Genomic DNA, 26,635 nt, shown 5'->3' with positions numbered 1-26,635 from the left:
ATGCTCCTCCAAGCGGCCTTGCTTGCCGCCACCTTCATCGCCGGGCCCTCGCGCCCGAACATCGTTTACATCCTCGCCGACGACCTCGGCTATGGCGATCTGGGTTGCTACGGCCAGAAGTACATCAAAACGCCGAACCTGGACCGGCTCGCCCAGGACGGGATGCGCTTCACCCAGCACTACTCGGGCAGCCCCGTCTGCGCCCCGTCACGCTGTGTCCTGCTGACGGGCAAGAACACGGGGCATTCGGCGATTCGCGACAACTACGAGATGGGAGGGTGGGAACGCGGTTCGCGCGAGGGACAACTTCCGCTGCCCGCGAACACCCCGACCCTCGCGCGCATGCTGAAGGGGCAGGGCTACGCGACCGCCGCCATCGGCAAATGGGGGTTGGGCGGCCCGGACACGACCGGCGAGCCGAACCGCAACGGATTCGACCTCTTCTACGGCTACCTCTGCCAGCGCCTCGCGCACAACTACTACCCCGAATACCTTTGGCGGAACCGCACCAAGGACGTGTTGGACAATCCGTATTTCTCGGCCCACCAGAAGCTCCAGGGCGATCCGAACGATCCGGCGTCGTACGCACGCTACTCCGGCAACGAGTATGCGGAGGACAAGATGGCGAGCGAAGCGCTCGGGTTCATCCGGGCGAACAAAGATCGCCCGTTCTTCCTCTACGCGCCGTTCCCGGTGCCCCACGCCGCGCTTCAGGTGCCTGAGGACTCGCTCGCACCGTATCTCGGGGTGCTCGAAGACAAGCCGTACACGGGGGACAAGAGTTACCTGCCGCACCGTGCGCCGCATGCGGCGTACGCCGCAATGATCTCGCGGATGGACCGCCACATCGGACAGATCTTGGCGTTGCTCACGGAGCTGAATCTCGAACGCAACACGTTGGTGATCTTCTCGAGCGACAACGGAGCGACGTTCAACGGCGGCACGGACACGCCGTTCTTCAAGAGCAACGGGAACCTGCGGGGTTTGAAGACGCAGCTTTTTGAGGGCGGCATCCGCGTGCCGATGATCGCGCGCTGGCCGGGACGGATCCGGCCGGGATCCACTTCGGACCTTCCAAGCGCGTTCTGGGACATCGTGCCGACCTTCGCGGATATTGTGGGTTGCAAACCTTTGCCGGATACCGACGGGGTCTCGTTGATGCCGACGCTGCTTGGGCAGCCCGGCCAGAAGCGGCACGAGAGCCTGTACTGGGAGTACCACTCCGGAGGCGGGTGGCAGGCGGTGCGGATGGGCGACTGGAAGGGCATCCGGCGCAACGCGCACAAGAACCCGGACGGGCCGATCGAGCTGTTCAACCTTGCCACGGACGTCTCCGAAACGACCGACGTCGCCTCGGAGCACCCGGAGATCGTGCGGCGCATCGCCTCCCTGATGAAGAGCAGCCGGGTTCCGTCGTTCGTGGAGCAGTGGAACTTCCCGCCCCGCTAAGCCGTTCCCGCGCACTTTCGGCACCGGTCCAGACGTCTTAACCTCGGGACGTGATGAAGAAGGGCCGGTTCAAGCGTTGGCTGTGGGGCGCGCCGTTGCTGTTGATCGCGCTGCTGGCGGCGTGGGTCACTTGGCAGGGCAAGGTGGCGCGCGAGGATCGGGACCGGGAGCTGGCGGCCCTTCGGGCGCTGGGGACGCCGACGAACGCCCAAGAGATGCGCAAGCTCGTCGCGGTCGACGCCGACGACAATGCGGCGCCCCAATACCAAAAGGCCTTCGCCCTTCTGGCGAAGCACGGGGCGCAGGTGCCGGGCCCTGCGACGGTGGGTGCTTGGAGCGCGGCCGACGAGGCCCGCGTGCGGAAGTGGGTTGCCGACAACAGAGAGACCCTCGATGTCGTGAAGGCGGCGGCCCAAAAGCCCTCTTGCGATTTCGACCGCGATTGGGAAGAGGGCTTTCGGATGCGCCTCCCCGAGTTCGCCGATTTCAAAACCTTGGCCAAACTCATCGCGAAGCGGGCGGAGATCGAAGCCGAGGCGGGGCGCTACTCCGAGTCCATGGAGTGGCTGGACGTGGGAAGGGCCGTGGCCCGGCACGCCGACGAGCCGATCTTGATCGGCATGCTGGTTTCGATCGCTTGCGAGTCGATCGTCGACGCCGAGTTCCAACGCCAATTGGAGGTTCATGGGCTTCAGGCGCCGTTTCGGAAGGCGGCGGTTCAGTTCGTCGCCCGAAAGCAACCCTTGCCGCGCCTCGACCGGGGATTGGGTGGGGAAGTGATCGCTGCCACCCAGTTTCTCGACCAGGTTGGGTCCGGCGAGATGTCGCTACGCGATCTGGGCGCCTCGGAAGACGCTTCGCTCAGCGAGAGGTTCGTCACGGCCTACCTTCAGGTACCGATGCTCCGGGACGGCGTCGCGGTGAAGCTCCTGAAGCACTACCGAGCGGCGATCGAGCACGTCCACAACGCGACGGACAAGACCCAATCCCAACTCGAAGCCGGGCGTCTTCTAGACAACGCGGCCCTGACGGACCGTTCGGTATCGGGTCGCATCGTCTCGATCTTCCTCCCCGTGTTCGCGCAGGCCGGCGCCGCGGGTGTGGCTTTGGAGGCGAAGCGGCGGATGTCTCGCTGCGCGCTCGAGCTCTGGAACCGGCGGGCGCAATCGGGTCGATTCCCCGAGACGCTGGCCCCCGGACCGGACAGCATCGACCCTTTCAGCGGGAAGCCGTTCGTGTACCAGATCGAGCGGGGCCACGTGGTGCTCTACAGCTTGGGTGTCAATCAGAACGACGACGGCGGACGACGGCGCGGCTCGTCCGCCGACGATATCCCGTATGCGCCCACGTTCAAGCGGTGACTATTTGCGGGTGACGTTCACCGAGATCTCTGTTTCCGTGCCGTTGACGATCGCGGAGAGTGTGAGTTCGCCGCCGTCGGGAAGCGTTCCGCCCATGCTGGCGATCTGGTCGGTGACCGTTTCGGCCGGCTTGTCCACCTTGGTCTTGTAGAAGGCGATCACCTTGGCGGGCGAGTCCTTGGTGGCGCGCACGGACAGGACGACGTGCTTGCCGTCGGCATCCACCTTCATGTCGCGGTGTTGGAGAGGGGTGCTTCCCGGATAGAACGGGAGGCCCAACTCCTTCTCGGTGACGCCCGCCATGTCCATGGAGAACTTCTCGCCCTTCTCGGTTTGGCCGGTGATCCCGCCGTCCTTGGAGACGGTGGCCTCCGACCCGTTCGAGCTCTTCGCGGTCCAGGATTCTTGGCCGGCCTTCACATCGACTCGGTTGCCCTTGTCGTCGGTGAACGTGGCGTTGCCCTGGGCGTCGGTCGTCACCTTGGCCCCGTCGGGGCCTGTGACGACCGTCGTGCCCGAGCGTCCGCAGCCGGTCAGCAAAGCGAGTGACGAGATCGCAAGAATCAGGTGGGCAAACTTCATGGGTTGAGCATACACGTGTCTCCGGTGGGGAGGTGCACGCCAGGGAGTTGCACGCAATGAACGCTCTGGGTTTCACGCAAAGAACGCAAAGATGCGGAAAGGGGAGGGTTTCACGCTGAGGCGCAAAGGGCGCGGGGGGGATTGCACGCAATGAACGAAATGGTCGCAATGGGGGAGGGGTTCACGCTGAGGCGCAGAGGCGCGGGGGAATTGCACGCAATGAACGCTCTGGGTTTCACGCAAAGAACGCAAAGATGCGCAAAGGGGAGGGTTTCACGCTGAGGCGCAGAGGCGCGGAGGGGGTTGCGACGGTTGCTCGGTTTGAACTAGAGGTGGCTTCGCCCACGAAATCCCTCCGTCTTTGCGACCATTGCGTTCATTGCGTGCAATCCCCCCCCCGCCTCTGCGCCTCAGCGTGAAACCCTCCCCCATTGCGTTCCTTGCGTGCAATTCCCCCTGCGCCCTCACTCCCCCGCGAGGCGCCAGGCGAGGATCGCCATGCCGATCGCTCCCATCTCCAGTTCGCGCGCGTTCACCCAGTCCAGGGTGTCGTTGCGCGAGTGGTGCACGTCGAAGTAACGCTGGCTGTCCGGTCGCAGCCCGAACAGCACGGCGCCCAAGGGACCGAGCGGCGCGACGTCGGCACCGCCTCCGCCTCCGCCGTTGATCTCCGTGATGCCCAGGGGCCGGAGGTCCGGGAGCCATGCCTCGTACCGCCTGGCTCGCTCCACGGTCTCCGATGTGCCGAACGCGCGCGGCGTGAAACCTCCTGCGTCGGATTCGATCGCCGCAACGTGCTTCTCGGGCGAGATCTTCGCGTAGAACGCGTAGGCGTCGGCACCGGCGCCGGTCTGCTCCTCGTCCATGAACAGCACGACGCGCACCGTGCGCTTCGGGCGCCCGATCACGCTGCGGATCAGACGCAGCGCCTCGATCGACTGCACGCACCCCGCGCCGTCGTCGTGCGCTCCCACGCCCAAATCCCAACTGTCGAGATGTCCGCCCATGAGCACGATCTCGTCCGGGAGATCCGAACCCGTGATCTCGCCGATCACGTTGGACGAGGGCACCGGCGGGAGGTTCTCGCAGTCCAGGGTGAGCCGAACGCGCGCTGGACCCCGTCTCAACGTCGCGCTGAGTTTGTCGGCCGCATTCAGGCTAAGCGCTGCCGCGGGGATTTTGCGTCCCCCCTCCTCGTAGCGCATCGTTCCCGTGTGGGGGACATCGTCGGCACGCAGCGTCATCGAGCGGACCAGGACCCCGACCGCGCCGAGCTTGGCCGCCGTGGCCGCCCCGTTCACGCGCTGCCCCACCGCACCGCCGTACGCTGCAAACGTGTTCGTGAGCGTGGGGTCCATCGGACCGTTGAAGAACACGATCTTGCCCTTGGCCTTGGACCCGAGCTTCGCCGCTTCGTCCACAGACTTGACCTCGACGACCTCGGCCTCCAGGCCTTCCGGAGGGGTGCCGATGCTCCCTCCGAGGGCGCAGATGGACAGCGGGTCGTCCCCCAACGTGAGGGTGGCCACCTCGCCTCGAACCCAATGCGGGACTCGGCACGGCTGGAGCCGGACGTTCTCAAAGCCCAGCTCGCGCATGGTCTGGGCGCCCCACTCGACGGCGCGTTCCGCACCGGCCGAACCGCTCAGGCGGTGGCCCAGGCGGGTGAGATCGCGTAGGAGATCGAAAGCACGAAGTTCGCGCAGGCCCTGGTCCCGCATGGCGGTGGCGGGACTCTGCGCCTGAACGGACGATGCGAGGGCGAGAAGCAGCAGAAGGGACCGCATGCAAGCAAGTATCGCACGCCCCCGTGGGGGAGCGCCGAATTCATCGGCGCTTTCCAGTGGGCAGCGGCTGGCGAAGTTAGAGCGCGGATGAAGAGACTGTCGCAAACTGCAGTGAAGGGCTGCGGGTGCCACGCCCGCTGGACGGGCGTGAGTTCAAGGTTGTAGCTGAAAGCCCCCGCACGCCCGCCAAGCGGACGTGGCACCCAAGGTTTTGCGACAGTCTCTGAATCCGCGCACTCCCATGGACTATTTCACAGTCGCCAAGCCTACGTCGATGTACTGTCCACCTTGGGTCTGCCGGCAATGAACCGCCAAGGTGTGGGGGCCGGGTGCGAAGAGCGTGCCGGTGTGGGCCGGTACCAGCGTGTAGCCCGTGGTGTAGCCCTTCAGCGAGGCGAGCAGCCTCCCGTCGAGGTAGACCTCGGCGTCTTCGTCGTGGTGCACAAGCAGGTGTGCACCGGGGCCCCAGGGCCCCTCCAACTCGACCGTCCTGCGGAGCCAGATCGAGGGCGTGTTCCACTCGGTGCGGATCAAGCCTCCCGGGGTTCCCTGGGTGCCAAACCCGCCCGGTCCGGACTTCCACCCGGCATCCGAGAAGTGCGCATCCGCCCAACCGGGCCCGGGATCGTCGAACGTGTAGCGCCACGCAAGCGCCGATTTTTGCGATGTTGGCACGACCACCGAGACACTCGGGACCGGGCCGAGGAGCGCGCGCACCGCGCTTCGCACCCGCTTCTCGTCCACCTTGAGGACGGCTCGGTCGTAGCTCATGAGACCGTTGATCTCCGACTCGACGTCCGTCGTCTGCGTGTAGATCGCCGCCGAGAGACCGGGGTAGCCGATCAACCCGCGCAAACGCTCCATCAAATCCACGATCCCGTCGTCCAACGCAGCCCGCGAGTCCATCGAACGGTAGCCCCACCCGTCGCCCTTCCACATGTGTCCCTTCTCGGCCAGACCGAGGCCGCCAAACTCGCCAAGCACGGCCGCCCGCTTCGCTTCGGGCTGGGGCGAAGCCGGCCCCGGGTAGGCGTGGATGTCGTGCACGTCCCCCACGCCCCGGTCGGTCCAACCGCTGGCGGAGTCGACGAGCCGCGAGGGGTCGAGCTTCCGGCACAGGTCCACGACGCGAGCCGTGTCGAACTGTCCCCACCCCTCGTTGAACGGAACCCACATCACGATGCACGGATGGTTGCGCAGAGCGTCGATCACCGCCGTCAGCTCTGCGTCGTACTGCTTCGAGGATTCCGGTGTGCGGGTCACATCCGGGTCGTTGCCGCCGATGTACTTGTCCCCGCTCGGCATGTCCTGCCACACGAGCAAGCCGAGTTCGTCGCAGTGGCGGTACCAGCGCGCGGGCTCCACTTTGACGTGTTTGCGGATCGTGTTGAAGCCCAGGCGCTTGGTTACCTCGAGGTCGTAGCGCAACGCTTCGTCCGTCGGCGCCGTGTAGAGGCCATCGGGCCAAAACCCCTGATCGAGCGGCCCGACCATGAACAAGGGTTTGCCGTTCAGGCCGAGGCGCGTGACGCCCGTGGAATCCTTGACAAGCCCGACCTTGCGGATTCCGAAGTAGGACCGGACCTCGTCGACGACCTTCGTGCCGTCGAGAAGGCGGACCGCGACGTCGTAGAGGTGCGGGTTATCCGGGGTCCACAACTTGGGAGAAGGGATGCCAAGCGTCAACGCGGCATCGGCGGGACCGGTCGCTTTCACACCGGCGGCCGATGCCTCGAGCCGAAGGCCGGACAGGCCCCGGCCGTCGACCAGTAGCTTCACCGAACCGGCGAGGTCGGTGGCGTCGATACGCAGTGAGTCGATGGCATGCTCGGGCACGGGTTCGAGCCAGACACTCTGCCAAAGGCCGGTGGTCGGCGTGTACCAAATACCGTTTGGGTTCTGCACCTGCTTCCCGCGAGGTTGGGTCCCCGCGTCCGAGGGGTCCCACACACGCACGACCAGCTCTTGGGTGCCCGGGCGAAGATGGGGCGAGAGATCGTATGTGAACGGGTCGTACCCGCCGCGGTGCGTACCAAGCTCGTGGCCGTTGATCCACACCGTGGTCTCCCAGTCCGAGGCCCCGAAGTGCAACCGCTTGCGGCCGGTCCATCCTGTTGGGATCTCGAAGGTCCGGCGGTACCAGACGGCCTCCTCCGGCTTGACGCGGCGCATGACTCCGGAAAGCGCGGATTCGACCGGAAAGGGAACGAGGATTTTCTCGTTCCAGGTGTCGGGCCTCGGGGCCGTGCGCGCCACGACGGCGAAGTCCCACGGACCGTTGAGGCAGAGCCAACGGTCGCGCACCAGTTGGGGCCTTGGGTATTCGGGGTGGGGCAGCGTGGGCGAGACGTCCTTGGCCCAACGCGTCTCGATCGGCGCGGTTGGTCGTTGGAGGACGGCGACGGACGTGAGGACGAGCGCGGCGACGACGAGCATGGCGCCAGTCTATCCCCGGATACCCTTGCGGCGGAACGGCGAAGGCGCGGAGGCCGTAGACTTCTTGTCTATGGAGCGCCACTTCACGGAGCAGCAGGTCAGCGACATCATCCGCAGGGCCGCCGAGCGGCAGAGCCGGGCGGATACGCCGGGCCGCGTGCCGGCCGGGATCTCCGAGACCGAGCTGCGACGGGTTGCCGGCGAGTTGGGGATCGACGCTGAGGCACTCCAGTTCGCGATGCGCGAAGTGGGGGGGAGCACGGTGAGCGACACCGGCACGATCCGTTCGATCGAACGCGTCCTCGAGCGGGAGATTGAGGGCGAACTGCCGGAAGAGGCGCTGGCCGTGGTGATCGAAGAGTTCGTTCCCATGACCGGGCTGCACGCCAATACCGTGACCCTAGGCCGCGCGATCAACTACACATCGATGGCGGGAATGGGTCAATGCAACGTGAACGTCTCGCCCCGCAACGGCAAGACGTTGCTGCGTGTGAAGTCGAACGCGTTTGTAGCTGGGGTTCCCACGTTCCTGCCCGCCCTCTTCGCGACGATCCCCACCCTTGGCTTCATGCTCACGAAGATGGATGCGACCCCGGCCACCAAGGCCTTGGCGGTGATCTTGACCCTTGGCGTTGTTTGGACGGGAGCGATCGTTGGTTTTCGGGCCCTCGTCCGGCACACGAACCACCGGATCCTCGAACTCACGAACCGCACCGCAGAGAAGATGAGCGCGGTGTCGCCCATGCGCGGGAGGCTGCACGAGACGGCCCAGACCGCCCCCTTGGACGAGCCGCCGCTCGAAACGCAAAGCTGAGCGCCTACTCCAATCCTGTTTGGGCCATCTCGATCGCGCGAAGGCACGCGGCGGCCTTGTTGCGGCACTCGCCGTGCTCGCGTTCGGGCACGGAGTCGAACACGATCCCGGCCCCGGCCTGCACGTAGGCCACCCCGTCTTTGATGCAGATGGTTCGGATCGCGATGCACATGTCCATATCGCCGCTCGCAGCGACGTAGCCGACCGCGCCGGCGTAGACGCCCCGCCTGGTCGGCTCCAGCTCGTCGATGATCTGCATCGCCCGAACCTTGGGGGCGCCGCTCACGGTGCCTGCGGGGTACGCCGCGCGCAGCAGGTCGAAGGCGTCCTTTCCGTCTGCGAGCGTCGCCGTCACGTCGCTCACGATGTGCATGACGTGGCTGTAGCGCTCGACGGCCATCAGGTCGTTCACCTGCACGGACCCGATCTGGGCGACTCTCCCAAGGTCGTTGCGTCCCAAATCCACGAGCATGATGTGCTCGGAACGCTCCTTCTCGTCGGCCAGCAGCTCTCGCCCGAGGGCTTCGTCCTCGTGGGGGTCCGAACCGCGGGGCCGCGTCCCGGCGATAGGGCGCACCCGGGCCGTTCGGCCCGTGAGACTTACCAGAATCTCAGGTGAGGCGCCCACCACGTCGAAATCGCCGAACCGCAGGAGGAACATGTAGGGCGAGGGGTTGAGCGAGCGAAGGGCTCGGTAGACCGAGAGCGGGTGCGCCTGCACCCGAGTGGCGAACCGCTGGGAGAGCACGACTTGGAAGCAGTCTCCTGCGCCGATGTACTCGATCGCGCGTCGTACCGAGGCCTCGTAGGACTCCCGCGACATGTTGCTTTCGACGGGTTCGATCGTTCGTTTGGAGTTCGGAAGGTCTGGCAGGGGGCGTTTGAGCCGCGCGAGAACGCGCTCGATCTCGGCGCAGGCGGCTTCGTAGCCGTCGGAAGAAGGGCTCGCCGTCACGATGATCCGAATGAGGTTTTTCGCGTGGTCGAACACGACGACGGTGTCGCAGAGCATCATCGCCATCTCGTCGATGGGAAGGTCGTCTTCCGGGGCGTCCGGGAGTTGCTCGAAGAACCGCACCAGGTCGAAGCCGAGCATTCCCACGGCCCCTCCGCCGAACTTCGGGATCGCGGAATCTTCGAGAGGTTCGGGGCCCATCGCTTCGGCAAGCACGTGCAAGGGATCTTGTCCCTCGGAGAGGGTTTCGCGCGTTTCACCCCGGGAGGTGATGCGCCGAACCGTTCGGTCTTTCGTGCGGAGAACCAGACGGGGCCGCACGCCGAGAATGCTGTAGCGGGCAAGTTGCTCGCCGCCGGTCACGCTCTCGAGCAGGAAGCTGAACGTCTCGTCCGAAGCGAGCTTCCAGTAGGCGCTGAGGGGCGTCTCCAGGTCCGCGAGAACGTCGCGTGCGATCCGCACGGGTTTTCCCAGGGCCGCGCGGCGAAAGAACTCATCCTTGGACGGACTCTGCATCGGGTCCGATTATGGCCGGGTCGCGGGATGGTTTCGACCGGTTGCGCCGTTCCCGTCCCCTGGAACGTATGAACGATCGGAGGAGGCGCTGGTCAAAAAAGAAACCACACATTGGAACGAACTTTCGTAGATAATAGGAAAGGATGTCCGGGTTGAGAGAAGAATGAGCAAGTCGGTGCGGCGTAACGATAGCGGCGACAGCGCTATGCGCTTGATCCTGCTTGCGAGTTGGGTGATGATCCTTGCGAAGGTCACCTTGCTGCTGCTCGGCAAGCCTTCTCCAGGCTATGTCGAGGTCTCCTACATCGTCGCGTTCCCGGTGGTCCTTTGGAACCTGCGACGCGGGCGCGAGCTGCTTGGCGGCTGGTTCTACGTCGCCCTCCTGATCTACATGGCGGTCGGAGCCGCGGGATGGCTGTTCAACCAGTGGCACCGCTGGTTCGACCAATCGCGTGAATCGGCGATGGGCATGCCGGTCCTCATCGGCACGACCGTGCTGGCCTTGAACTTCTTCATCCTCCTGTTCTTCATCGGGCGCGAACTGGTCGCGAATCCGGCGGTATCGCCGCCCGAGGACAAAGCGCCAAACGGCTCGCCCTCCTCGTAGCCGGCGCGAACAGCCGTCGCCCCCCTGGGAGTGCGCGCGCTCGCGCGTCGCCCTTTGCGCCGGACTTGTCCGGCGAACCGGCTTTCGTCTCGCGGCAAGCCGCTCGGGGAAAGGCGGCGCGCAAGCGCGCGCACTCCCAGGGGTGCGGCAAGCCGCTCGGGGAAGGGCGGCGCGCAAGTGCGCGCACTCCCAGGGGTGCGGCAAGCCGCTCGGGGAAGGGCGGCGCGCGAGCGCGCGCACTCCCAGGGGGGGCGGCAAGCCGCTCGGGGAAGGGCGACGCGCGAGCGCGCACTCCCAGGGGGATCAGTCGGTTCCCAGGGGTGCCAGTTCGGCGGTGAAGTGCCTCAGATACGGTGCTTGTTTGACGATCCGCAGACCCTTAGCCGACTCTCGTTCGGCGTACATCTCGCAGAGCACCTCGCCCACGTAGCCCACGTGGGCCTGCGTATAGGCCCTTCGCGGCAACGCCAGACGCACGAGCTCGCGGTCAGCGGCAGTCTCCACGCCGTCTTCGCAACGCCCGAACATCAGGGATCCGATCTCGACAGCGCGGACACCGCCGCGCCGGTACAGCTCGCAAACGAGCACCTGGCCTGGGAACTGGGACGGGGGGATGTGGGGATAGAAGCGCTTGGCGTCGATGTACACCGCGTGGCCGCCCGGGGGCCGCACGATCGCGACGCCCGCGTCCGTGAGCCTCTTGGCCAGAAATCGCACGGTGGCCAGGCGGTACTGAAGGTAGCGCTCGTCGAGAACCTCCTCCAACCCGACGGCAAGCGCCTCGAGGTCCCGACCGGCGAGACCGCCGTAGGTGGGGAAGCCTTCGGTGAGGATGAGCAGGTTGCGGGCTCCTTCGGCGAGGGTGTCGTCGTTCAACGCGAGGAATCCCCCGATGTTCCCAAATCCGTCCTTCTTCAGGCTCATCGTGGCCCCATCGGCATGGGAGAACATCTCCTGGGCGATCGCCAGCGGCGTCTTGTCGGCATATCCCGGTTCCCGCTGCTTGATGAAAAAGGCGTTTTCGGCGAAGCGGCACGCGTCGACGATGAAGGGGATTCCGTTCGACCGCAGCAGACGCGAGACGTCCCGGATGTTCTCCATCGACACGGGTTGGCCGCCCCCCGTGTTGTTGGTGACGGTGATCATCCCGATCGGCACGTTCGCGGGCCCCACCTCCTCGAGCAGCGCCGCGAGCTTGGCGATGTCGAGATTCCCCTTGAACGGATGCTCCGAGTCGAAGTCGCGCCCCTCGTCGATCACCAGGTCTGCGGCACGGGCGCCCGTGAACTCGATATTGGCCCGGGTGGTGTCGAAATGGTTGTTGTTCGGAATCGTCTTCCCGGCGCCGCCGACGAGGCTCATCAAGATCTTCTCAGACGCGCGTCCCTGGTGCGTGGGGATCACGTGTTTGAACCCGAAGATCTTGCGGACGGCTCCTTCGAAACGGTGGAAGCTCCGCGAACCGGCGTAGCTCTCGTCGCCGATCATGATGGCGCCCCACTGGGCGGCCGACATCGCGCTCGTGCCAGAGTCTGTGAGAAGGTCGATCAGCACGTCGTCGGCGTCGATGCGGAAGACGTTCCACGCCGCTTTGCGGAGGATCGCCTCCCTCTCCTCGACATCGGTGAACCGGATGGGCTCGACGGATTTGATGCGGAACGGCTCGATGATCTCGCGCATGGCCCGATTATGGGGGGATGGGGCGTGTCGGCTGTCGCTGTACAATGCAACCGATGCGCACCGTGACGATGCTCGCCCTCGCCGCCATCGTGGCGTCTTGCTCGCCGACGATCGAGAAGCCCGTCGTGCACGAGCCGAAACCACCGGTGGAGCAGCCCACGACGACCGTCGCCGATCCCGCCCCCGCGGACACCGACCCGCAACAGGCGGCCAAGGACCCGCGTTACAACATGCTCCGCGTCTACCAACTGTCGGAGCTGAAGGTGGTGGACCTGTTCTTGGGCTCGCACAAGTTCAAGGCGTGGGTGATGGACACGCCGGGCAAGCGCGAGGAGGGGATGATGCACCTCGAAACCAAAGACGTGCGGGACGATGAGGCGATGCTCTTCGTGTTCCCCGAGCCGGTGCCGAAGGAGAAGTTCCAGTTCTGGATGCACAACACGCCCTTGCCGCTCGACATTCTGTACGTGTCCTCCGACCGTAAGGTGATCAACATCGCCCACGGCAAACCCTACGACGAAACATCCCTGCCCGCAGACGCGGCCGGGCAGTTCGTCGTCGAATTGAAGGCAGGGACGGCGAAGAAGCTCGGCATCAAGCCCGGCACCGCGGTTAAGTTCCCAAAAGAAGTCGTCGCCGATTCCTAACAAACGCGTGAGCTTTCCCTTGGCGACCATTGCGTCCTCCGCGTGAAACATCGCGCGCCTCATCCGCGCCCTCCCAAATTCGTGTTACAGTGAGGCGCGGCGGGACGCATCGGCCCTCGCCGTGGGAGTGTGGAATGGTCTGGACCAGGTGGGCCTCAAGCCTTGCGGGCGCGATCGCACTGACCGTCTTCGTTTCGGGATGCGTTTCCGTGCCTTCGGAGACACGGCGGCCCGACCCCGAATTCCCTAGAATCGACGCCAAATCCTTGGCGCGCAACGACGACGAGAGTGCGTTCAGCGGCGCGGTCGAGGCCGCCCGGTTTCGCTACCAGCAACGCCTGAGCCAAGGCGGCATCGTGCCCGAGCGGGCGATCGAGCGCGCGATGGAGCAGCTGGACACCATGCGTCATGCCAAGAACCGGCCATTGGCTGGGATCTACTCCGGAAGCTGGTCGTGGATTGGTCCGGGCCAGATCGGCGGCCGGTTGCGCGCGATCCTGATCCATCCCGACGACCCGAACACGATGTGGCTGGGCACGGCGGCGGGAGGCGTCTGGAAGACGACCGACGGCGGGGCGAACTGGACGCCGATGGACGACTTCATGGCGACGTTGGCGATCGGGTGCATGGCTTTGGACCCCGTCGATCCCGATGTGCTCTACGCGGGAACTGGCGAGGGGTTTTTCGACGCGGTCGAAGGGTCGTCCAACACGGCCACGATGCGGGGTTCGGGGATCTTCAAATCCACCGACGGGGGCCATACGTGGGATCGCATTCCCAGCACGGCCACGCCGGACTTCTGGTTCGTCAATCGGATGGCGATCGACCCGAACGACCCGACCAGCATCCTGGTCGCGACCTCCACGGGCATCTGGCGTTCGACCAATGGCGGCGCGAGCTGGACTCGGCGGCTCGCCGGGTGGTGCCTCGACCTCAAACGGGACCCGAACGACGCCAACCACCTGGTCACCGGCGTCGAGCATTCGAGCGGCTACGTGTCCGAAGACAACGGGCTGACCTGGACGGCCGCCACCGGGATCGATGGCGACCGGCAAGAGTTCGCCTTCGCCAAAAGCGCTCCGGGGACGGTGTTCTGCTCGTTGAGCGAGGCGAATTCCATCAAGATTTACCGCTCCACCGACGGCGGCCACTCGTACGCGTTGCGCACGTCCGGTGGTGGGATCGGGACGTACAACCACTACAACAACACGCTGTGGGTGGATCCGACCAACGCGAACACCCTGGTCGTGGGCGGGGTGTACCTCTATCGGAGCACGAACGCCGGCACTTCGCTCTCCCAGGCGTTTTCGGGCGTTCATGCCGACATGCACGCGATCGTTCCGGAGAACGGGTTCGACGGGACGTCCAAGCGCAAGCTGTTCTTCGGTTGCGACGGAGGGATCTACCGGGCCGACAACGCCTACTCCAACCCGGTGGTGAACCTCAACAACAATCTTGGAGTGACTCAGTTCTACGGCGCGGCCGTGAATGCGAACGGCGTGGTGCTCGCGGGGGCGCAGGACAACGGCACCAACCGCTACACGGGCGATCCGATGAATTGGAACTCGAATGTGATCGGGGGCGACGGCGGGTTCTGCGCGGCCGATCCCTTCAATGCGAACTACCTCTACGGCGGAAGCCAGTACATGAACCTACGGCGCAGCAACAACGGAGGCGGATCGTTCAGCGGCAACGTGGCCCCACCGGGTGCCGGTTCGGCGAACAACTACAACTTCATCCCGTTCTTCCTCATCGACCCGAACAACGGCAACCGAATGCTGGCGTGCGGCGAAGAGCTGTGGCGCAACAACGCCGTCCGCACCTCCAACACGTGGACGAGCATCAAACCTTCCATCCGTCCGAGCAACGTCGCCGAAGGTGGAAAAATCGACCGCGCCCACTTCGCAGACAACAACCCGTGGAACCTCTCCACCGCCTCCGTGGCGGAGGGCGACGAGAACGTGATCTGGGCCGGGCACAACGACGGGCACCTTTACAAGACGTCCAACGGCACGGCCACGACCCCGACCTGGGTGCGTGTGGACCGTAACGGCGTGGGCCTGCCCCAGCGCTGGATCTCCCGCATCGTGATCGATCGCAGCGACGTGAACCGCGTGACCGTGAGCTTCATGGGATGGGAGGCCGACAACATTTGGCGGACGACCGACGGCGGGGCATCGTGGGCTCCCGTCGCCGGATCGGGGGCCTTCGCCTTGCCGAGCCTGCCGGTCAGCGCCCTCGCCCAGCACCGCACCAAACCGAACTTCTGGTACGCGGGAACGGACCTGGGGATCTTCACTTCGAGCGACGACGGCGCCACCTGGACGAACCTCAGCGACGGCCCTGGAACCGTGCCGATCGACGAGCTGATCTGGAAGGACGACGCGACGTTGATGGCGGTAACGCACGGCCGCGGCGTCTGGCTTGCCACCGTGGCGGACGTCGAGCCGTTTTCGCCGAGGAGCTTCTCGGTGGTCCCGGGTATCCACGAGTCGGGGCGCCTTCAGCAGCTCTTTCTCAGCGACGATCGCTGCGTGGTCGGCCGCCGCAACCTGGCGGCGGAAGAGGTGGGCTACATGGTGCAGCTCAACGCGGAGGGCGTCGCCCCGGTAACGGGCGGCACGGCCTTGACGGTCCGCGTGGAGTCCCGAGTGAACGCCTCGGGCATCTTCCGCTACGTGGACCTGTACGACTACTCGGCGGCAGCGTGGGTCCGGTTGACGGGGTCGGTCGCCTCCACGTCGGACTCCCAAGTCTTGGCGACGGCACCCGCGCCGATCGCGCGGTTCATCCAGCCTGGAACGCGGCGCGTTAAGGCGCGGCTGGGCTGGAACGAGGTCGCCTCCGAGACGACCGCGCCCTGGAGGGTCTTCGTGGACGAGGTGTTGTTCACGCTCGTCCCCTAGACCCCTCTTCACACCGCCGCGTTGGACGTTGGCCGCTTGCGACCGCGAAGGAACCGAACGACGAGGTAGCCGACGATCCAAAGCGGGGAGTACGCGACGAACCAGAGAAACGCTCCCAGCACGATCCGGAACGTGTCCATGGCCGAAGCGCTGGCCGCCGCCCAGGCTTCGGCGCCCCATCGCGGGTCCTTCGTGCCGGCGGTTTCCGCGCTCTGCTCGAGGCGCAGCTCGATCGTCGAGAGGGCGGCCTGCCCCTTCAGGGATGCAAGACGGGCTTGGAGACCCTCGATCTCGCCCCGCGCTTCCGCGAGTCGGCGTTGGGCTTCCATGATCGTCGTGGAATCGCTGGCCTTGCGGAGCATGTTGCGCAGTGACTCCTCATTGGCGCGCATCGTGGTGAGGCGCGCCGCGTAGTCGGCGAGATCGCCGGTGACGTCCTGCGACGAGACGTGCTTGCTCAGGCGGGTGCCCAGGGCCTCGAACTCGCGCAGAGCCTGATCGAACGCAGACTCGGGAATGCGCGCCGACAGGGTGAGAATCGGTTTCTGACCGGCCAAATCGGAGCTGGACGCGGAGTCCACATAGCCGCCGAGACCGGCGATGATGGTGCCCGCGGCGCGCTCGGACTTCTCGAGATCGCCGACTCGGACGGCCAGCGAGCCCTGGCGGATGACCGCACGCTTGGGCGCGTCTACGGTTTGGTTGGAAGCCGGGACGAATCCCGCCTCGGCCTTGGCGGAGTCGCCCGTAGACTCTCTGGCCCGCGATTCCACGCTGGCGGCGGGGCTGGACGCGGCGGTCTGGTCGCTGTAGCCGGCCGAACCGCATCCTGCAAGGGCGAGCGTCGCCAAGAGCGCGACCGTGGTGCCTGTGCTGAACTTCATCATGGTGATCGTAGGTGTCTCGAGGTTCCCGGGTCGTTCAGCCGGTCTCGGCAACCTCGCACAATGCCGGGCCGTAAGAGTGATGGGATGACCGAAGACCGCGAACTCCTCGATCTGGTGCGCCAGGGCAAGAAGGTCCGGGCCGTGGCCTGGCACCGGGAGCGGTTCGGTTCATCGCTCCGCGAGGCGAAGGACGCCGTGGAGCAGATCCAGCACGAGATGGAGGGCGTGTTGCCTTCGCCCGAACTGCACGGTCAGGTCGACGCCCTCCTCCACCAGGGGAAGTTCATCGAGGCGATCAAGCTGCACCGCCAGATGACCCACACCGACCTCAAGGACTCCAAGGAGGCCATCGAGGCTAGAGCCAAAGAGCTCGGGCTCGAACCGAACCTCTCGTTCTTCGGCTTTCTTCGCGGACTCTGGCGCCGCTAATACCCGGGGTAGATGCTCTTGAGGCTGCTGAACATCGGCCGTTTCAGCCCGAAGTAGGTCATGCGTTTGGCGTGGCCGTCCGCCCACAGCGCGTTCGCGGCGTCCCGATGCAGGAAGTGGAAGTGATTGCGGAGGTAAGGGTCGTCGGGCGGCGAGTCGTACCAGTCGGCCTGCTGGAGGAAGTTGCACACGGGCACCTGGGCCAGATGCTCCCAGACCACGAGCGTGAAGGCTGGCTCCTCCACTTCCGAGGCGGGCGCTCCCGTGGTCACGACCCGTCCGTTCCAGATCGAGAAGGTCTTGCTGCTCGGCCCAAACTCCCTGCCCGCCGCGAGCGGATTCGTGATGTAGTAGGGCGAGTTGAAGCCGGGATTGAAGTAGTTGGATGCGTAAGCGCTCTGCCACGCGCCCGGCATGCTGGGGCAGCGGATGATGCCTGGGCCTTTGATGTAAGGATCAAGCGCCCCTGGCCGCGCGGGGCCGGTCGCCGGCTCGTAGATCCGCCCGTCGAAGCCGCCCGAGAGGGCGTGGTTGTGGTTGTCGTAGCCAAACCACGGTTGGACGGGCGCGAATTGCGGGCCGAGGTCGCTCGGGCTGAGCGAGGGGAACCACACGTCGTCGTAGTCGCCGAGGTAGAGCTGCATGGCCATTCCCATCTGGCGCATGTTGCTCAGGCACACCGTGCCTTTGGCGCTCTCCTTCGCCGCCGCGAAGACGGGGAAGAGGATCGCGGCGAGAATCGCGATGATCGTGACGACCACGAGCAGTTCGATCAGCGTGAACGCGCGCCGAACACCCATGATTCACTATACGTAGGTTTGTGGTTTGTGGTTTGTGGTTTGTGGGGGAGACATCAAACCACAAACCTATTCCGGCTTCATCGTGGGGAACAGGACGACCTCGCGGATGACGTCGGCACCGAGCAAGGCCATCGCCATGCGGTCGATGCCGATGCCGCACCCACCGGTCGGGGGCATGCCGGACTCGAGCGCGTACACATACTCCTCGTCCATCGGGTGGGCCTCGTCATCGCCCTTGGCGCGTTCGTCGAGCTGCTGTTGAAAGCGCTCGGTCTGGTCGACCGGGTCGTTCAGCTCGGAAAAGGCGTTGCACATCTCGCGGCCCAGGACATACCCTTCGAACCGTCGGGTCAGTCGTGGGTTGTCCGGGTCCTTCTTGGCCAGTGGGCTGGTTTCGATCGGGTAGCCGACGACGAACGTGGGCTCTTGGAGCATGTCCTCGACGAGCGCCTCGAGGAGCTTCTCGATCAGGCCGCCCAGGTTGGTCTCCTCCTTTGGATTCAGGTAGGAGAGGCCCGAGAACGTGAAGACGCGGTAGCCACCGCCCTCGACCTGTTGTTTGAAATGTGGATGCGCGTCGAAGTCGAGCTGGTCCTTGTCGCCCGCATCGGGCAGAGACTCGAATCCGCGGAGGACCTGCGCTTGGAAGGCGGCCATGCGTTCCCCTTCCGTTTCAAGTTTGAGGCAGCCCGCGAGGGATCCTGGTTCGAGGTGGAGGGCTTCCTCAATGGCCGTCAGAAGGTCGATGCGCTTCCAGGGTTGGGCGAAGTCGAGTTCGGCGTCCCGTCCGCGGCGGTCTCGCTCCATGGCGAGTGCTTCAGCCTCCGAAGTTCCGTCGGGCACGGTCACCGGACCCACATGCATGCGGGCGACGCGTTTGACGAAGCGCGTTTGGCCGAACACCTCTTGCGCGACGTGTTGGAAGAGTCCTTCCACTCGCTCCATCATCCCTTCGAGATCGGTGTAGGCCTCGTAGAACTCGAGCATCGTGAACTCGGGGCTATGCCGGTTCGAGACGCCCTCGTTGCGGAACACGCGCCCGACCTCATAAACCTTCGGGAGGTCGCCGCAGATCAGCCGCTTGAGATACAGCTCGAGCGAGATGCGCAGCTTCACGTCCATCTCGTACGCGTTGTAGTGCGTGAGGAACGGGCGGGCCGCCGCGCCGCCAGCGACGACCTGGAGCATGGGAGTTTCGGCTTCCAGGTAGCCCAGCGCGTCCATGTACCGCCGCACGGCCGACGTGATCTTCATGCGCTTGATCAGCATGTCCCGCGCGTCGGGGTTGCAGATCAGGTCGAGATGGCGGTGGCGGTAGCGCTGCTCGACGTCGGAGAGTCCGTACCACTGCTGCCCCTCCTTCTCCTTGCCGAGCGGGAGCACGTGCAGCGACTTGCTGAGCGGAACCAGCTCCTTGACGTGGATCGACCGCTCCCCGGTGCGGGTCAGGAAGAGGTGCCCGACCACACCCACGTGGTCGCCGATATCGAGCAGGTTGTACAGCTCCCAACCCGTCTCGCCCAGCTCGTCCTTCTTGAAGTAGCCCTGAATCTTCGCGTCGCCGTCCGAAAGGTGGGCGAAGCCCGCCTTGCCCATGAGCCGGTACGAGACGACGCGTCCTGCGAACCGAACCTCCGGGGCCTGCCCCTCGGGGAGGTCGCCCTCGGCGGGGAAGAGGCCGAGCAACTCCTCGGCGCTCCCGGTGCGGTCGAACCGCTCGACGCGGTACGGATCGCATCCGAGCGCGCGCATGCGCTCGAGCTTCTCCAGACGGATCTCACGGATCGATTTCTCTTCGCTCATAGGGGAGGGGGAGTTTACTTCGTCGCTTGTCGTTCTTCGTTTGTCGTTTGTCGTGGGGAGGCGAGTTCCCCTCCGCGTTCTTTGCGTTCTTTGCGTGAGACTTCGAGGGCGCTCAGGGGCGCCTCAGCTCGAGCGGGGGAGCGGGTGGCAGGGGGTCGGGCTTGGGGGCGTTGCCCCACAGCCTTCTTCGTGCGACGCGGATGGGCAGGGCGGCGGCGGCGAGTCGTTTCCAGGCCGTTGCGGTTCCGGCGAGCCGAATGGAGGCGGCGGCGGATTGCAGCGCGGGTAGGCGTTCGCCGAAGAACACGTGTGCCGCGGCCAGGTGCAACGCGTTTTGCGCGAGGCCCCGGCGAACGGCTTGGGCGGGCCTCGTCGGTGTGATCCAACCCCATCCGACCGTCGCGATCGCCTGGCGCACCCGGATCTCCTCGCGCACCTGCCCCGGGCTCTGCGTGAAGGTGTTCGCCCCGTGGACGCGCCACCGGGTGAGAGGTTCGGGAATGCAGGCCGCGAAACGGTCCCACGTCTGTTCGAGGAGAGCCACCCAATCGCCGGAGTAGCGGCAGGTGGTCTCGAACCGCAGGCGATCGCGCCGAAACAGAACCGAGGAGGCGAGTATCCGGTTCTCGGCGAGCAACAGCGGCAGGGGGTCCTGCAGTTCGCCGACCGGCCAGTCGCCGTGGACGTCGCTCTCCCCCTCGTCTCCGAACCGAACGCCCAAGGTGTAGCAGAGCCCGGCGGGCGTCTCGGCCTCCAGCGCGCGCACCTGCCGTTCGAGCTTTTCGGGTTCCCAGAGGTCGTCCGAGTTCAGCACGGCGACGTAGGGGGCCGAACCCAGGCTCAGGGCCCGCTGGAGCGTTCCGTAAGTGCCGAGATTGGATGGGTTTTGGGCCAGGCGGATGCGCGGGTCGCCTTCGGCGGCCTCGCGCGCCCTGGCGAGGGTCTCGTCCGCGCTACCATCGTCCACAAGGTCCAGCTCCCAGGAGTCCATCGTTTGGGCTTGCACGGACGCCAGGCAGGCGCCGATGTAGGCGGCATGGTTGTAGCTGGGGACGAGGATGGAGACGGTTGGCTTCACGGGGAAGGGTGGAATTGCGCGGGACGCTTGACTTTGGGCACCCCGGCTCATCATACTTTCACGTGGCATCGGGTGCCTTGTGCGTCCGAGGCTAATAACGACGAGGAGGCCGCGGCCGGACTTACCGAAGGGAACGCGACAATCGCAGACCGAAGTTTTGGACGCCTTGCGCCCCTCTCGCGTTGAAACGAAGGGGCTTTTTGTTCGCTAAGGGGACCTTCCCCGAGCGAAAAGGGAGCCTTGAAGGAAACGAACAAAGTATGCCGACAGTCAACCAGCTCGTGCGGAAAGGCCGATCGACGCCGAAGGTGAAATCGAAATCGCCGGCGTTGAAGGAGAACCCCCAGAAGAGGGGTGTGTGCACCGTGGTGCGCACCGTGACCCCGAAGAAGCCCAACTCGGCGCTTCGGAAGGTTGCGCGTGTGCGCCTGACCAATGGAGTCGAGGTCACGGCCTATATCCCGGGCGTGGGACACAACCTGCAGGAGCACTCGGTGGTGCTGGTGCGCGGCGGCCGTGTGAAGGACCTTCCCGGCGTGCGGTACCACATCGTGCGGGGCACCCAGCAGACGGCGGGCACGTCGAACCGCAAGCAGGGTCGAAGCAAGTACGGCACGAAGCGGCCGAAGGCCACGGGTTAACGAGGATTTAGCATGCCAAGAAAAGGACCTGCACCCAAGCGAGTGATTCTTCCGGATCCCGTCTACGGATCGGAGATGATGCAGCGGTTCATCAACCGCATGATGCTCGACGGCAAGAAGTCGTTGGCCGAAGGCATCTTCTACGAGGCGCTTCGCATCTGCGAGGAGAAGGCCGGCGTTCCCGCGAACGAGGTTTTCGACAAGGCGCTCGCCAACGTGATGCCCGGCGTCGAAGTGCGCCCGCGCCGCGTGGGCGGCCAGACATATCAGGTCCCGATGGACGTGCGGCCTGACCGCCGCCGGACGTTGGCCCTGCGCTGGCTGATCGGCGCCGCTCGGCGCCGCTCCGGCAAGACGATGGTCGAGCGTCTCTCCGGGGAGTTGCTGGACGCCTACAACGGCACCGGCACCGCGATCAAGAAGCGTGAGGACACGCACCGCATGGCGGACGCCAACAAGGCGTTCGCCCACTACCGTTTTTAGTTTTCCATGGCACGTACCCACCCTCTCGATCGAGTTCGGAACATCGGCATTGCCGCGCATATTGACGCGGGCAAGACGACGACGACCGAGCGGATCCTGTACTACACCGGCAAGCAGCACAAGATGGGCGAGGTCCACGACGGCGCTGCGACGATGGACTGGATGGAGCAGGAGCAGGAGCGGGGCATCACGATCACGTCTGCGGCCACCACCTGTTTCTGGAAGGGGTCGGACGGCGATCGGGACGAGCACAAGATCAACATCATCGACACGCCGGGCCACGTGGACTTCACCGTCGAAGTCGAGCGTTCGCTGCGTGTGCTCGACGGCGTGGTCGCCGTGTTCTGCGCGGTCGGAGGGGTGCAGCCCCAGTCCGAGACCGTGTGGCGCCAGGCGAACAAGTACAAGGTCCCTCGCGTGATCTACGTGAACAAGATGGACCGCCTCGGGGCGGACTTCTTCAGCGTGGTCGAGCGCATCAAGAATCGTTTGGGTCCCAACTGCTCGCCCGTGCAGATTCCCATCGGCGCCGAGAGCCAGTACAAGGGCTACGTGGACCTCATCACGATGAAGGCCCGCATCTACACGTCGGACGACGGCAAGGAGTTCCAGGACGGCGACGTTCCCGCGGATCTCGTCGGCCTCGCCGCCGAGTGGCGCGAGAAGATGATCGAGGCCATTTCGGACTTCGACGATTCGATCATGGAGCGGTTCCTCGAGGGGCAGGAGATCAGCGAGGCGGAAATCCGCGCCGCGATCCGAAAGGGCACGATCACCAACAAGCTGGTGCCGATCCTCTCGGGCTCGTCGTTCAAGAACAAGGGCGTGCAGGCCATGCTCGACTCGGTCGTGGATTACCTCCCGTCGCCGCTCGACGTCGGCTCGGTCACGGGTGTGAACCCGAGCACCGATCAATCCGAGGAGCGCAAGCCGGGCGACGACCAGCCGTACGCGGCGCTGGCGTTCAAGATCATGAGCGACAAGTATGTGGGCCGGCTCACGTACCTGCGCCTCTACAGCGGCACCCTCAAAAAGGGAAGCCAGGTCATGGTCTGCTACCGCGATCCGCTGACCAACGATTTCCGCACCCGCACGGAGCGCGTCGGCCGCATCCTGCAGATGCACGCGAACAGCCGCGAGGACTTGGACGTGGCGTACTCGGGCGACATCATCGGCGTGATCGGCGTGAGCGACGTGAACACGGGCCACACGATCTGCGATCCGGAGCACCCGATCGCGCTCGAGAGCATCAAGTTCCCCGAGCCGGTCATCCAGATCGCCGTCGAGCCGAAGAGCAAGGCGGACCAGGAGAAACTGGGTTCGTCGTTGCACCGGCTGGCGCAGGAAGATCCCACGTTCCGCGTCCACACGGACCAGGAGAGCGGCCAGACGATCATCTCGGGCATGGGCGAACTGCACCTCGAGATCATCGTGGACCGCCTCAACCGAGAGTTTGGAGTCCAAGCCAACCAAGGCAAGCCGCAGGTCGCGTATCGGGAGACCGTGCGCGTCCACAGCCGTGCCGAGGGGCGCTTCATCCGTCAGACCGGCGGTTCGGGCCAGTACGGCCACTGCTGGATCGAGATGGAGCCGTTGGCCGCGGGCTCGGGATTCGTGTTCGAGAACAAGGTGGTCGGAGGTTCGATCCCCAAGGAGTACATTCCCGCCTGCGAAAAGGGCATTCGGGAAGGGTTGCTCGCGGGCGTCCTCGCGGGCTATCCCGTCGTGGACGTCAAGGTGTCCCTCATGGAGGGCAGCTACCACGAGGTGGACTCGAACGAGAACGCGTTCAAGCAGGCGGGACTCATCGCTTTTCGCGAAGCGATGAAGAAGGCCAGCCCGGTGCTGAAAGAGCCCATCATGCACGTCGAGGTCACCACTCCGGAGATCAACGTCGGCGACGTGGTGGGGGACATCAACAGTCGCCGGGGTCGCATCGAAGGCATGGAGCCGGCGCTCGGCGGTGTCACCATCGTCAACGCGCACGTTCCCTTGGCGGAGATGTTCGGCTACGTGACGACCCTGCGGTCTTTGACCCAGGGGCGCGCGACCCCGAACGTGACCCCGTCGCACTACGAGGAAGTTCCTCAGAACATCGGAAACGAAATCATCGCAAAGGCCCAGAGCGGGCGGTAAGGCAGGAGGAGAAAACAACAGCATGGCACGAGCTAAGTTCGAGCGGAAAAAGCCGCACGTCAACATCGGCACCATCGGCCACGTCGACCACGGAAAGACGACGTTGACCGCGGCGATCACGGGCGTTCTCGCCCAGAAGGGTCTTTCGAAGAAGGTCAGCTACGCGGAGATCGACAGCGCTCCCGAAGAGAAGGCGCGCGGCATCACGATCAACATCTCGCACCAGGAGTACGAGACGGACACGCGGCACTACGCGCACGTCGACTGTCCGGGACACGCCGACTTCATCAAGAACATGATCACCGGCGCGGCCCAGATGGACGGCGCGATCCTCGTGGTCGCGGCGAACGACGGTCCCATGGCCCAGACGCGCGAGCACATCCTGCTCGCCCGCCAGGTCGGCGTCCCCCACATCGTGGTCTACATGAACAAGGTGGACCTCGTGGACGACCCCGAGCTCCTCGAGCTCGTCGAGATGGAGATCCGCGAGCTTCTGACGAAGTACGGGTTCCCCGGCGACGACACCCCCATCATCCAGGGTTCGGCCGTGAAGGTCATCGAGCAGCTGGAGAAGGGCGAGGTGGACTTCGAGGAGAAGAACGTCAAGTCGATTCTCGACCTGATGGCCGCCATCGACAGCTACATCCCGCAGCCCCAGCGCGAGACCGACAAGCCGTTCCTGATGGCCGTCGAAGACGTGTTCACGATCACGGGCCGCGGCACGGTGGCCACGGGCCGCGTCGAGCGCGGGCAGCTCAAGGCGATGGAGGAAGTCGAGCTCATCGGCCTCCACCCGCAGAGCCGCAAGACGGTCTGCACCGCCATCGAGATGTTCCGCAAGACCCTCGACTACTGCGAGGCGGGCGACAACGTCGGCCTGCTGCTTCGCGGCGTGGAGCGCGACAGCATCGAGCGCGGCATGGTTTGCGCCAAGCCTGGTTCGATCAAGCCGCACACGAAGTTCGAGTCCGAGGTCTACGTCCTGTCCAAGGACGAGGGCGGCCGCCACACGCCGTTCGTCTCGGGTTACCGGCCCCAGTTCTACTTCCGCACCACGGACGTGACGGGGACGCTGAACCTGCCGTCGGGCGTCGAGATGGTCATGCCCGGCGACAACGTGACCATGACGATCGAGCTGATCCAGCCCATCGCCATGGAGCAGGGGTCGAAGTTCGCTATCCGCGAGGGTGGCCGAACCGTCGGCGCCGGCACCATCACGAAGGTGTTCGACTAGGAACGCAACAGACCCCCGAGGACCCGGTCCCCGGGGGTTTTGCTTTGAAGAGAACGAAATATGCGAACGAGCAAAGTTAGAATTCGGCTGCGGGCCTACGACCACCGCGTCATCGACCAGTCGGCCGAGAAGATCTCGGATACCGCGAAGCGCACGGGTGCGCGGATCAGCGGGCCCATCCCGCTGCCCACCAACATCCGGAAGTTCTGCGTGATCCGCGGTCCGCACATCGACAAGGAGTCGATGGAGCACTTCGAGCTTCGCACGCACAACCGTCTCATCGACATCCTCGAGCCGACGAACAAGACGATCGACGCCCTCATGCGCCTCGACCTGCCCAGCGGCGTCGACATCGAAATCAAGCTGTAGGCCTTGGGCCTTGGGCCTTCGTCCTTGGATTTGGTGGCCCTCCGAATGGAGGGCTTTTTCATTTGGGAGCGTGCGATTCCAGGGAGGGTGCAGGGAGGGTGCCACGCCCGCTTGTCGGGCGTGAGTCCCGCGTTCGAGCAGGGAGTCCAAGCACGCCCGTCTGGCGGGCGTGGCACGTAGAGGTGAAGCTAGGCCATGCGGACCATTGACGACCTGCCGCGAACCCGGGTATAACTTCCAAGTTCGCAAGGGGTTCGCCCCTTGTTCAGGGCAACGGCTTCGAGAGTCGGTCCGCCGCCGACCCCCGCGGGGGCAACGGCGCCAACAGGCGGGCATGGACGGTGAAGCTGAGGCGCGGAACACATTATCACGAGGCGCGCTCGCGCGTGCCCCAGGAGCGTTGGATGCTGCCAGGAATTTTAGGCAAGAAGATAGGCATGACCCACCTCTTTACGGAGGAGGGCAAGATGGTGCCCGTGACGGTCATTCAGGCCGGCCCGGTCGTCGTCACGCAGATCAAGACCCAGGACACGGACGGCTATGCCGCGGTGCAAGTCGGGTTCGACCCGATCAGCGACAAGCACCTCACCTTCCCCAAACACGGCCACCTGAAGAAGGCGGGCGTCACGCAGAACGTGCGCACCCTGCGCGAGTTCCGCACGGACGCCACGGACGGCCTCGAGCTGGGGCAGGAGATCGGCGTCGGCATCTTTGAAGAGGGCCAGCCGGTCACCGTGACGAGCACGAGCAAGGGCAAGGGGTTCGCCGGAGGCGTCAAGCGGTACCACTTCAAGGGCCAGCAGATGACCCACGGCTACATGACCCACCGCCGGCCGCTCTCCAACGGAGCCACGGGGCCGCAGCGCGTGTTCAAGGGCTCGCGCCGACCAGGGCGCATGGGTGGCGAGACCGTCACCCAGAAGAGCCTCAAGATCGTGAAGGTGGACACCGAGCGCAACCTCCTCCTCATCGACGGCAGCGTGCCCGGCGCGAACGGCACCCTGGTGACCATCAAGAAGGTTGAGGGCAGGTAAG

General features: G+C 65.2%; 22 protein-coding genes. 13 read left to right on the top strand and 9 right to left on the bottom strand.

The window, feature by feature from the left end:
* Both M9921_13850 and M9921_13845 read left to right on the top strand, forming a co-directional pair.
* Positions 1–1,449: an arylsulfatase gene (locus M9921_13850; protein MCO5297928.1), complete on the top strand. Its 1,449-nt coding sequence runs from the start codon at positions 1–3 to the stop codon at positions 1,447–1,449.
* Between the two features lie 50 nt (positions 1,450–1,499).
* Entirely contained in the window at positions 1,500–2,810 is a 1,311-nt protein-coding gene (locus M9921_13845; GenBank protein ID MCO5297927.1) for a hypothetical protein, read from the top strand.
* Here the strand turns inward: M9921_13845 and M9921_13840 are convergent, their stop codons facing one another.
* The 3 genes from M9921_13840 to M9921_13830 form a co-directional block, all read right to left on the bottom strand.
* On the bottom strand, positions 2,811–3,392 hold the full coding sequence (locus M9921_13840; protein ID MCO5297926.1) for a YgdI/YgdR family lipoprotein: 582 nt from the start codon (positions 3,390–3,392) through the stop codon (positions 2,811–2,813).
* Positions 3,393–3,856: 464 nt separating this feature from the next.
* Positions 3,857–5,179: a M20/M25/M40 family metallo-hydrolase gene (locus M9921_13835; protein ID MCO5297925.1), complete on the bottom strand. Its 1,323-nt coding sequence runs from the start codon at positions 5,177–5,179 to the stop codon at positions 3,857–3,859.
* 246 nt (positions 5,180–5,425) lie between these two features.
* Positions 5,426–7,615 carry a hypothetical protein gene (locus M9921_13830; protein ID MCO5297924.1) on the bottom strand — a complete coding sequence of 730 codons (2,190 nt, stop codon included), beginning with the start codon at positions 7,613–7,615 and terminating at the stop codon, positions 5,426–5,428.
* A 70-nt stretch (positions 7,616–7,685) separates the two neighbouring features.
* On the opposite strand from M9921_13830, the gene M9921_13825 reads away from it, so the two are divergent.
* Positions 7,686–8,429: a hypothetical protein gene (locus M9921_13825; protein MCO5297923.1), complete on the top strand. Its 744-nt coding sequence runs from the start codon at positions 7,686–7,688 to the stop codon at positions 8,427–8,429.
* A 4-nt stretch (positions 8,430–8,433) separates the two neighbouring features.
* Here M9921_13825 and trpE read toward each other — a convergent pair whose 3' ends face one another.
* The gene (trpE, locus tag M9921_13820; GenBank protein ID MCO5297922.1) at positions 8,434–9,900 is read right to left on the bottom strand and encodes an anthranilate synthase component I; all 1,467 of its coding nucleotides are present in this window, start codon (positions 9,898–9,900) and stop codon (positions 8,434–8,436) included.
* A gap of 175 nt (positions 9,901–10,075) precedes the next feature.
* Here trpE and M9921_13815 point away from each other — a divergent pair, with 175 nt between their 5' ends.
* Positions 10,076–10,507 carry a hypothetical protein gene (locus tag M9921_13815; GenBank protein MCO5297921.1) on the top strand — a complete coding sequence of 144 codons (432 nt, stop codon included), beginning with the start codon at positions 10,076–10,078 and terminating at the stop codon, positions 10,505–10,507.
* 303 nt (positions 10,508–10,810) lie between these two features.
* Here the strand turns inward: M9921_13815 and M9921_13810 are convergent, their stop codons facing one another.
* Positions 10,811–12,187, bottom strand: coding sequence for a tryptophanase (locus M9921_13810; protein MCO5297920.1), 1,377 nt, complete (start codon positions 12,185–12,187; stop codon positions 10,811–10,813).
* A 53-nt stretch (positions 12,188–12,240) separates the two neighbouring features.
* On the opposite strand from M9921_13810, the gene M9921_13805 reads away from it, so the two are divergent.
* Both M9921_13805 and M9921_13800 read left to right on the top strand, forming a co-directional pair.
* Positions 12,241–12,834, top strand: coding sequence for a DUF192 domain-containing protein (locus M9921_13805; protein ID MCO5297919.1), 594 nt, complete (start codon positions 12,241–12,243; stop codon positions 12,832–12,834).
* A gap of 134 nt (positions 12,835–12,968) precedes the next feature.
* The gene (locus M9921_13800; GenBank protein MCO5297918.1) at positions 12,969–15,740 is read left to right on the top strand and encodes a hypothetical protein; all 2,772 of its coding nucleotides are present in this window, start codon (positions 12,969–12,971) and stop codon (positions 15,738–15,740) included.
* A gap of 8 nt (positions 15,741–15,748) precedes the next feature.
* Here the strand turns inward: M9921_13800 and M9921_13795 are convergent, their stop codons facing one another.
* A complete protein-coding gene (locus M9921_13795; GenBank protein ID MCO5297917.1) occupies positions 15,749–16,624 on the bottom strand; it encodes a DUF4349 domain-containing protein in 876 nt (291 codons plus the stop codon).
* A gap of 87 nt (positions 16,625–16,711) precedes the next feature.
* On the opposite strand from M9921_13795, the gene M9921_13790 reads away from it, so the two are divergent.
* Complete coding sequence (locus tag M9921_13790; protein ID MCO5297916.1) at positions 16,712–17,056, top strand: hypothetical protein; 345 nt, start codon at positions 16,712–16,714, stop codon at positions 17,054–17,056.
* Here the strand turns inward: M9921_13790 and M9921_13785 are convergent.
* From M9921_13785 to M9921_13775, 3 genes are all read right to left on the bottom strand, one after another.
* The gene (locus tag M9921_13785) at positions 17,053–17,856 is read right to left on the bottom strand and encodes a type II secretion system GspH family protein (GenBank protein MCO5297915.1); all 804 of its coding nucleotides are present in this window, start codon (positions 17,854–17,856) and stop codon (positions 17,053–17,055) included. The genes M9921_13790 and M9921_13785 overlap by 4 nt on opposite strands.
* A 66-nt stretch (positions 17,857–17,922) precedes the next feature.
* Positions 17,923–19,452, bottom strand: coding sequence for an OB-fold nucleic acid binding domain-containing protein (locus M9921_13780; GenBank protein MCO5297914.1), 1,530 nt, complete (start codon positions 19,450–19,452; stop codon positions 17,923–17,925).
* A 319-nt stretch (positions 19,453–19,771) separates the two neighbouring features.
* Complete coding sequence (locus tag M9921_13775) at positions 19,772–20,737, bottom strand: glycosyltransferase family 2 protein (protein ID MCO5297913.1); 966 nt, start codon at positions 20,735–20,737, stop codon at positions 19,772–19,774.
* Between the two features lie 260 nt (positions 20,738–20,997).
* Between M9921_13775 and rpsL the strand changes: the two genes are divergently transcribed.
* The 6 genes from rpsL to rplC all read left to right on the top strand — a co-directional run bounded on the left by rpsL (position 20,998) and on the right by rplC (position 26,634).
* Positions 20,998–21,378, top strand: a complete 381-nt coding sequence (gene rpsL, locus M9921_13770) for a 30S ribosomal protein S12 (protein ID MCO5297912.1) — start codon at positions 20,998–21,000, stop codon at positions 21,376–21,378.
* A 12-nt stretch (positions 21,379–21,390) separates the two neighbouring features.
* The gene (gene rpsG / locus M9921_13765) at positions 21,391–21,861 is read left to right on the top strand and encodes a 30S ribosomal protein S7 (protein ID MCO5297911.1); all 471 of its coding nucleotides are present in this window, start codon (positions 21,391–21,393) and stop codon (positions 21,859–21,861) included.
* A 6-nt stretch (positions 21,862–21,867) separates the two neighbouring features.
* A complete protein-coding gene (gene fusA / locus M9921_13760) occupies positions 21,868–23,997 on the top strand; it encodes an elongation factor G (protein MCO5297910.1) in 2,130 nt (709 codons plus the stop codon).
* Positions 23,998–24,019: 22 nt separating this feature from the next.
* A complete protein-coding gene (gene tuf, locus M9921_13755) occupies positions 24,020–25,231 on the top strand; it encodes an elongation factor Tu (protein MCO5297909.1) in 1,212 nt (403 codons plus the stop codon).
* Between the two features lie 60 nt (positions 25,232–25,291).
* Positions 25,292–25,600, top strand: a complete 309-nt coding sequence (gene rpsJ / locus M9921_13750; protein ID MCO5297908.1) for a 30S ribosomal protein S10 — start codon at positions 25,292–25,294, stop codon at positions 25,598–25,600.
* 437 nt (positions 25,601–26,037) lie between these two features.
* The gene (gene rplC, locus M9921_13745) at positions 26,038–26,634 is read left to right on the top strand and encodes a 50S ribosomal protein L3 (GenBank protein ID MCO5297907.1); all 597 of its coding nucleotides are present in this window, start codon (positions 26,038–26,040) and stop codon (positions 26,632–26,634) included.
* Position 26,635 lies beyond the last annotated feature (1 nt).

Source organism: Fimbriimonadaceae bacterium (assembly GCA_023957775.1).
Classification (GTDB): Bacteria; Armatimonadota; Fimbriimonadia; order Fimbriimonadales; family Fimbriimonadaceae; genus JAMLGR01.
This window is presented reverse-complemented; position numbering and strand designations above follow the sequence as displayed.

Excerpts from the sequence above, each read along its gene's own strand:
- M9921_13830 (MCO5297924.1), bottom strand. The coding sequence starts at position 7,615 with ATGCTCGTCGTCGCCGCGCTCGTCCTCACGTCCGTCGCCGTCCTCCAA.
- rplC (MCO5297907.1), top strand. The coding sequence starts at position 26,038 with ATGACCCACCTCTTTACGGAGGAGGGCAAGATGGTGCCCGTGACGGTC.
- M9921_13785 (MCO5297915.1), bottom strand. The coding sequence starts at position 17,856 with ATGGGTGTTCGGCGCGCGTTCACGCTGATCGAACTGCTCGTGGTCGTC.
- M9921_13790 (MCO5297916.1), top strand. The coding sequence starts at position 16,712 with ATGACCGAAGACCGCGAACTCCTCGATCTGGTGCGCCAGGGCAAGAAG.
- fusA (MCO5297910.1), top strand. The coding sequence starts at position 21,868 with ATGGCACGTACCCACCCTCTCGATCGAGTTCGGAACATCGGCATTGCC.
- M9921_13780 (MCO5297914.1), bottom strand. The coding sequence starts at position 19,452 with ATGGGCAAGGCGGGCTTCGCCCACCTTTCGGACGGCGACGCGAAGATT.
- M9921_13840 (MCO5297926.1), bottom strand. The coding sequence starts at position 3,392 with ATGAAGTTTGCCCACCTGATTCTTGCGATCTCGTCACTCGCTTTGCTG.
- rpsL (MCO5297912.1), top strand. The coding sequence starts at position 20,998 with ATGCCGACAGTCAACCAGCTCGTGCGGAAAGGCCGATCGACGCCGAAG.
- tuf (MCO5297909.1), top strand. The coding sequence starts at position 24,020 with ATGGCACGAGCTAAGTTCGAGCGGAAAAAGCCGCACGTCAACATCGGC.
- M9921_13850 (MCO5297928.1), top strand. The coding sequence starts at position 1 with ATGCTCCTCCAAGCGGCCTTGCTTGCCGCCACCTTCATCGCCGGGCCC.
- trpE (MCO5297922.1), bottom strand. The coding sequence starts at position 9,900 with ATGCAGAGTCCGTCCAAGGATGAGTTCTTTCGCCGCGCGGCCCTGGGA.
- M9921_13800 (MCO5297918.1), top strand. The coding sequence starts at position 12,969 with ATGGTCTGGACCAGGTGGGCCTCAAGCCTTGCGGGCGCGATCGCACTG.
- M9921_13810 (MCO5297920.1), bottom strand. The coding sequence starts at position 12,187 with ATGCGCGAGATCATCGAGCCGTTCCGCATCAAATCCGTCGAGCCCATC.
- rpsG (MCO5297911.1), top strand. The coding sequence starts at position 21,391 with ATGCCAAGAAAAGGACCTGCACCCAAGCGAGTGATTCTTCCGGATCCC.
- rpsJ (MCO5297908.1), top strand. The coding sequence starts at position 25,292 with ATGCGAACGAGCAAAGTTAGAATTCGGCTGCGGGCCTACGACCACCGC.
- M9921_13805 (MCO5297919.1), top strand. The coding sequence starts at position 12,241 with ATGCGCACCGTGACGATGCTCGCCCTCGCCGCCATCGTGGCGTCTTGC.
- M9921_13795 (MCO5297917.1), bottom strand. The coding sequence starts at position 16,624 with ATGAAGTTCAGCACAGGCACCACGGTCGCGCTCTTGGCGACGCTCGCC.
- M9921_13825 (MCO5297923.1), top strand. The coding sequence starts at position 7,686 with ATGGAGCGCCACTTCACGGAGCAGCAGGTCAGCGACATCATCCGCAGG.
- M9921_13835 (MCO5297925.1), bottom strand. The coding sequence starts at position 5,179 with ATGCGGTCCCTTCTGCTGCTTCTCGCCCTCGCATCGTCCGTTCAGGCG.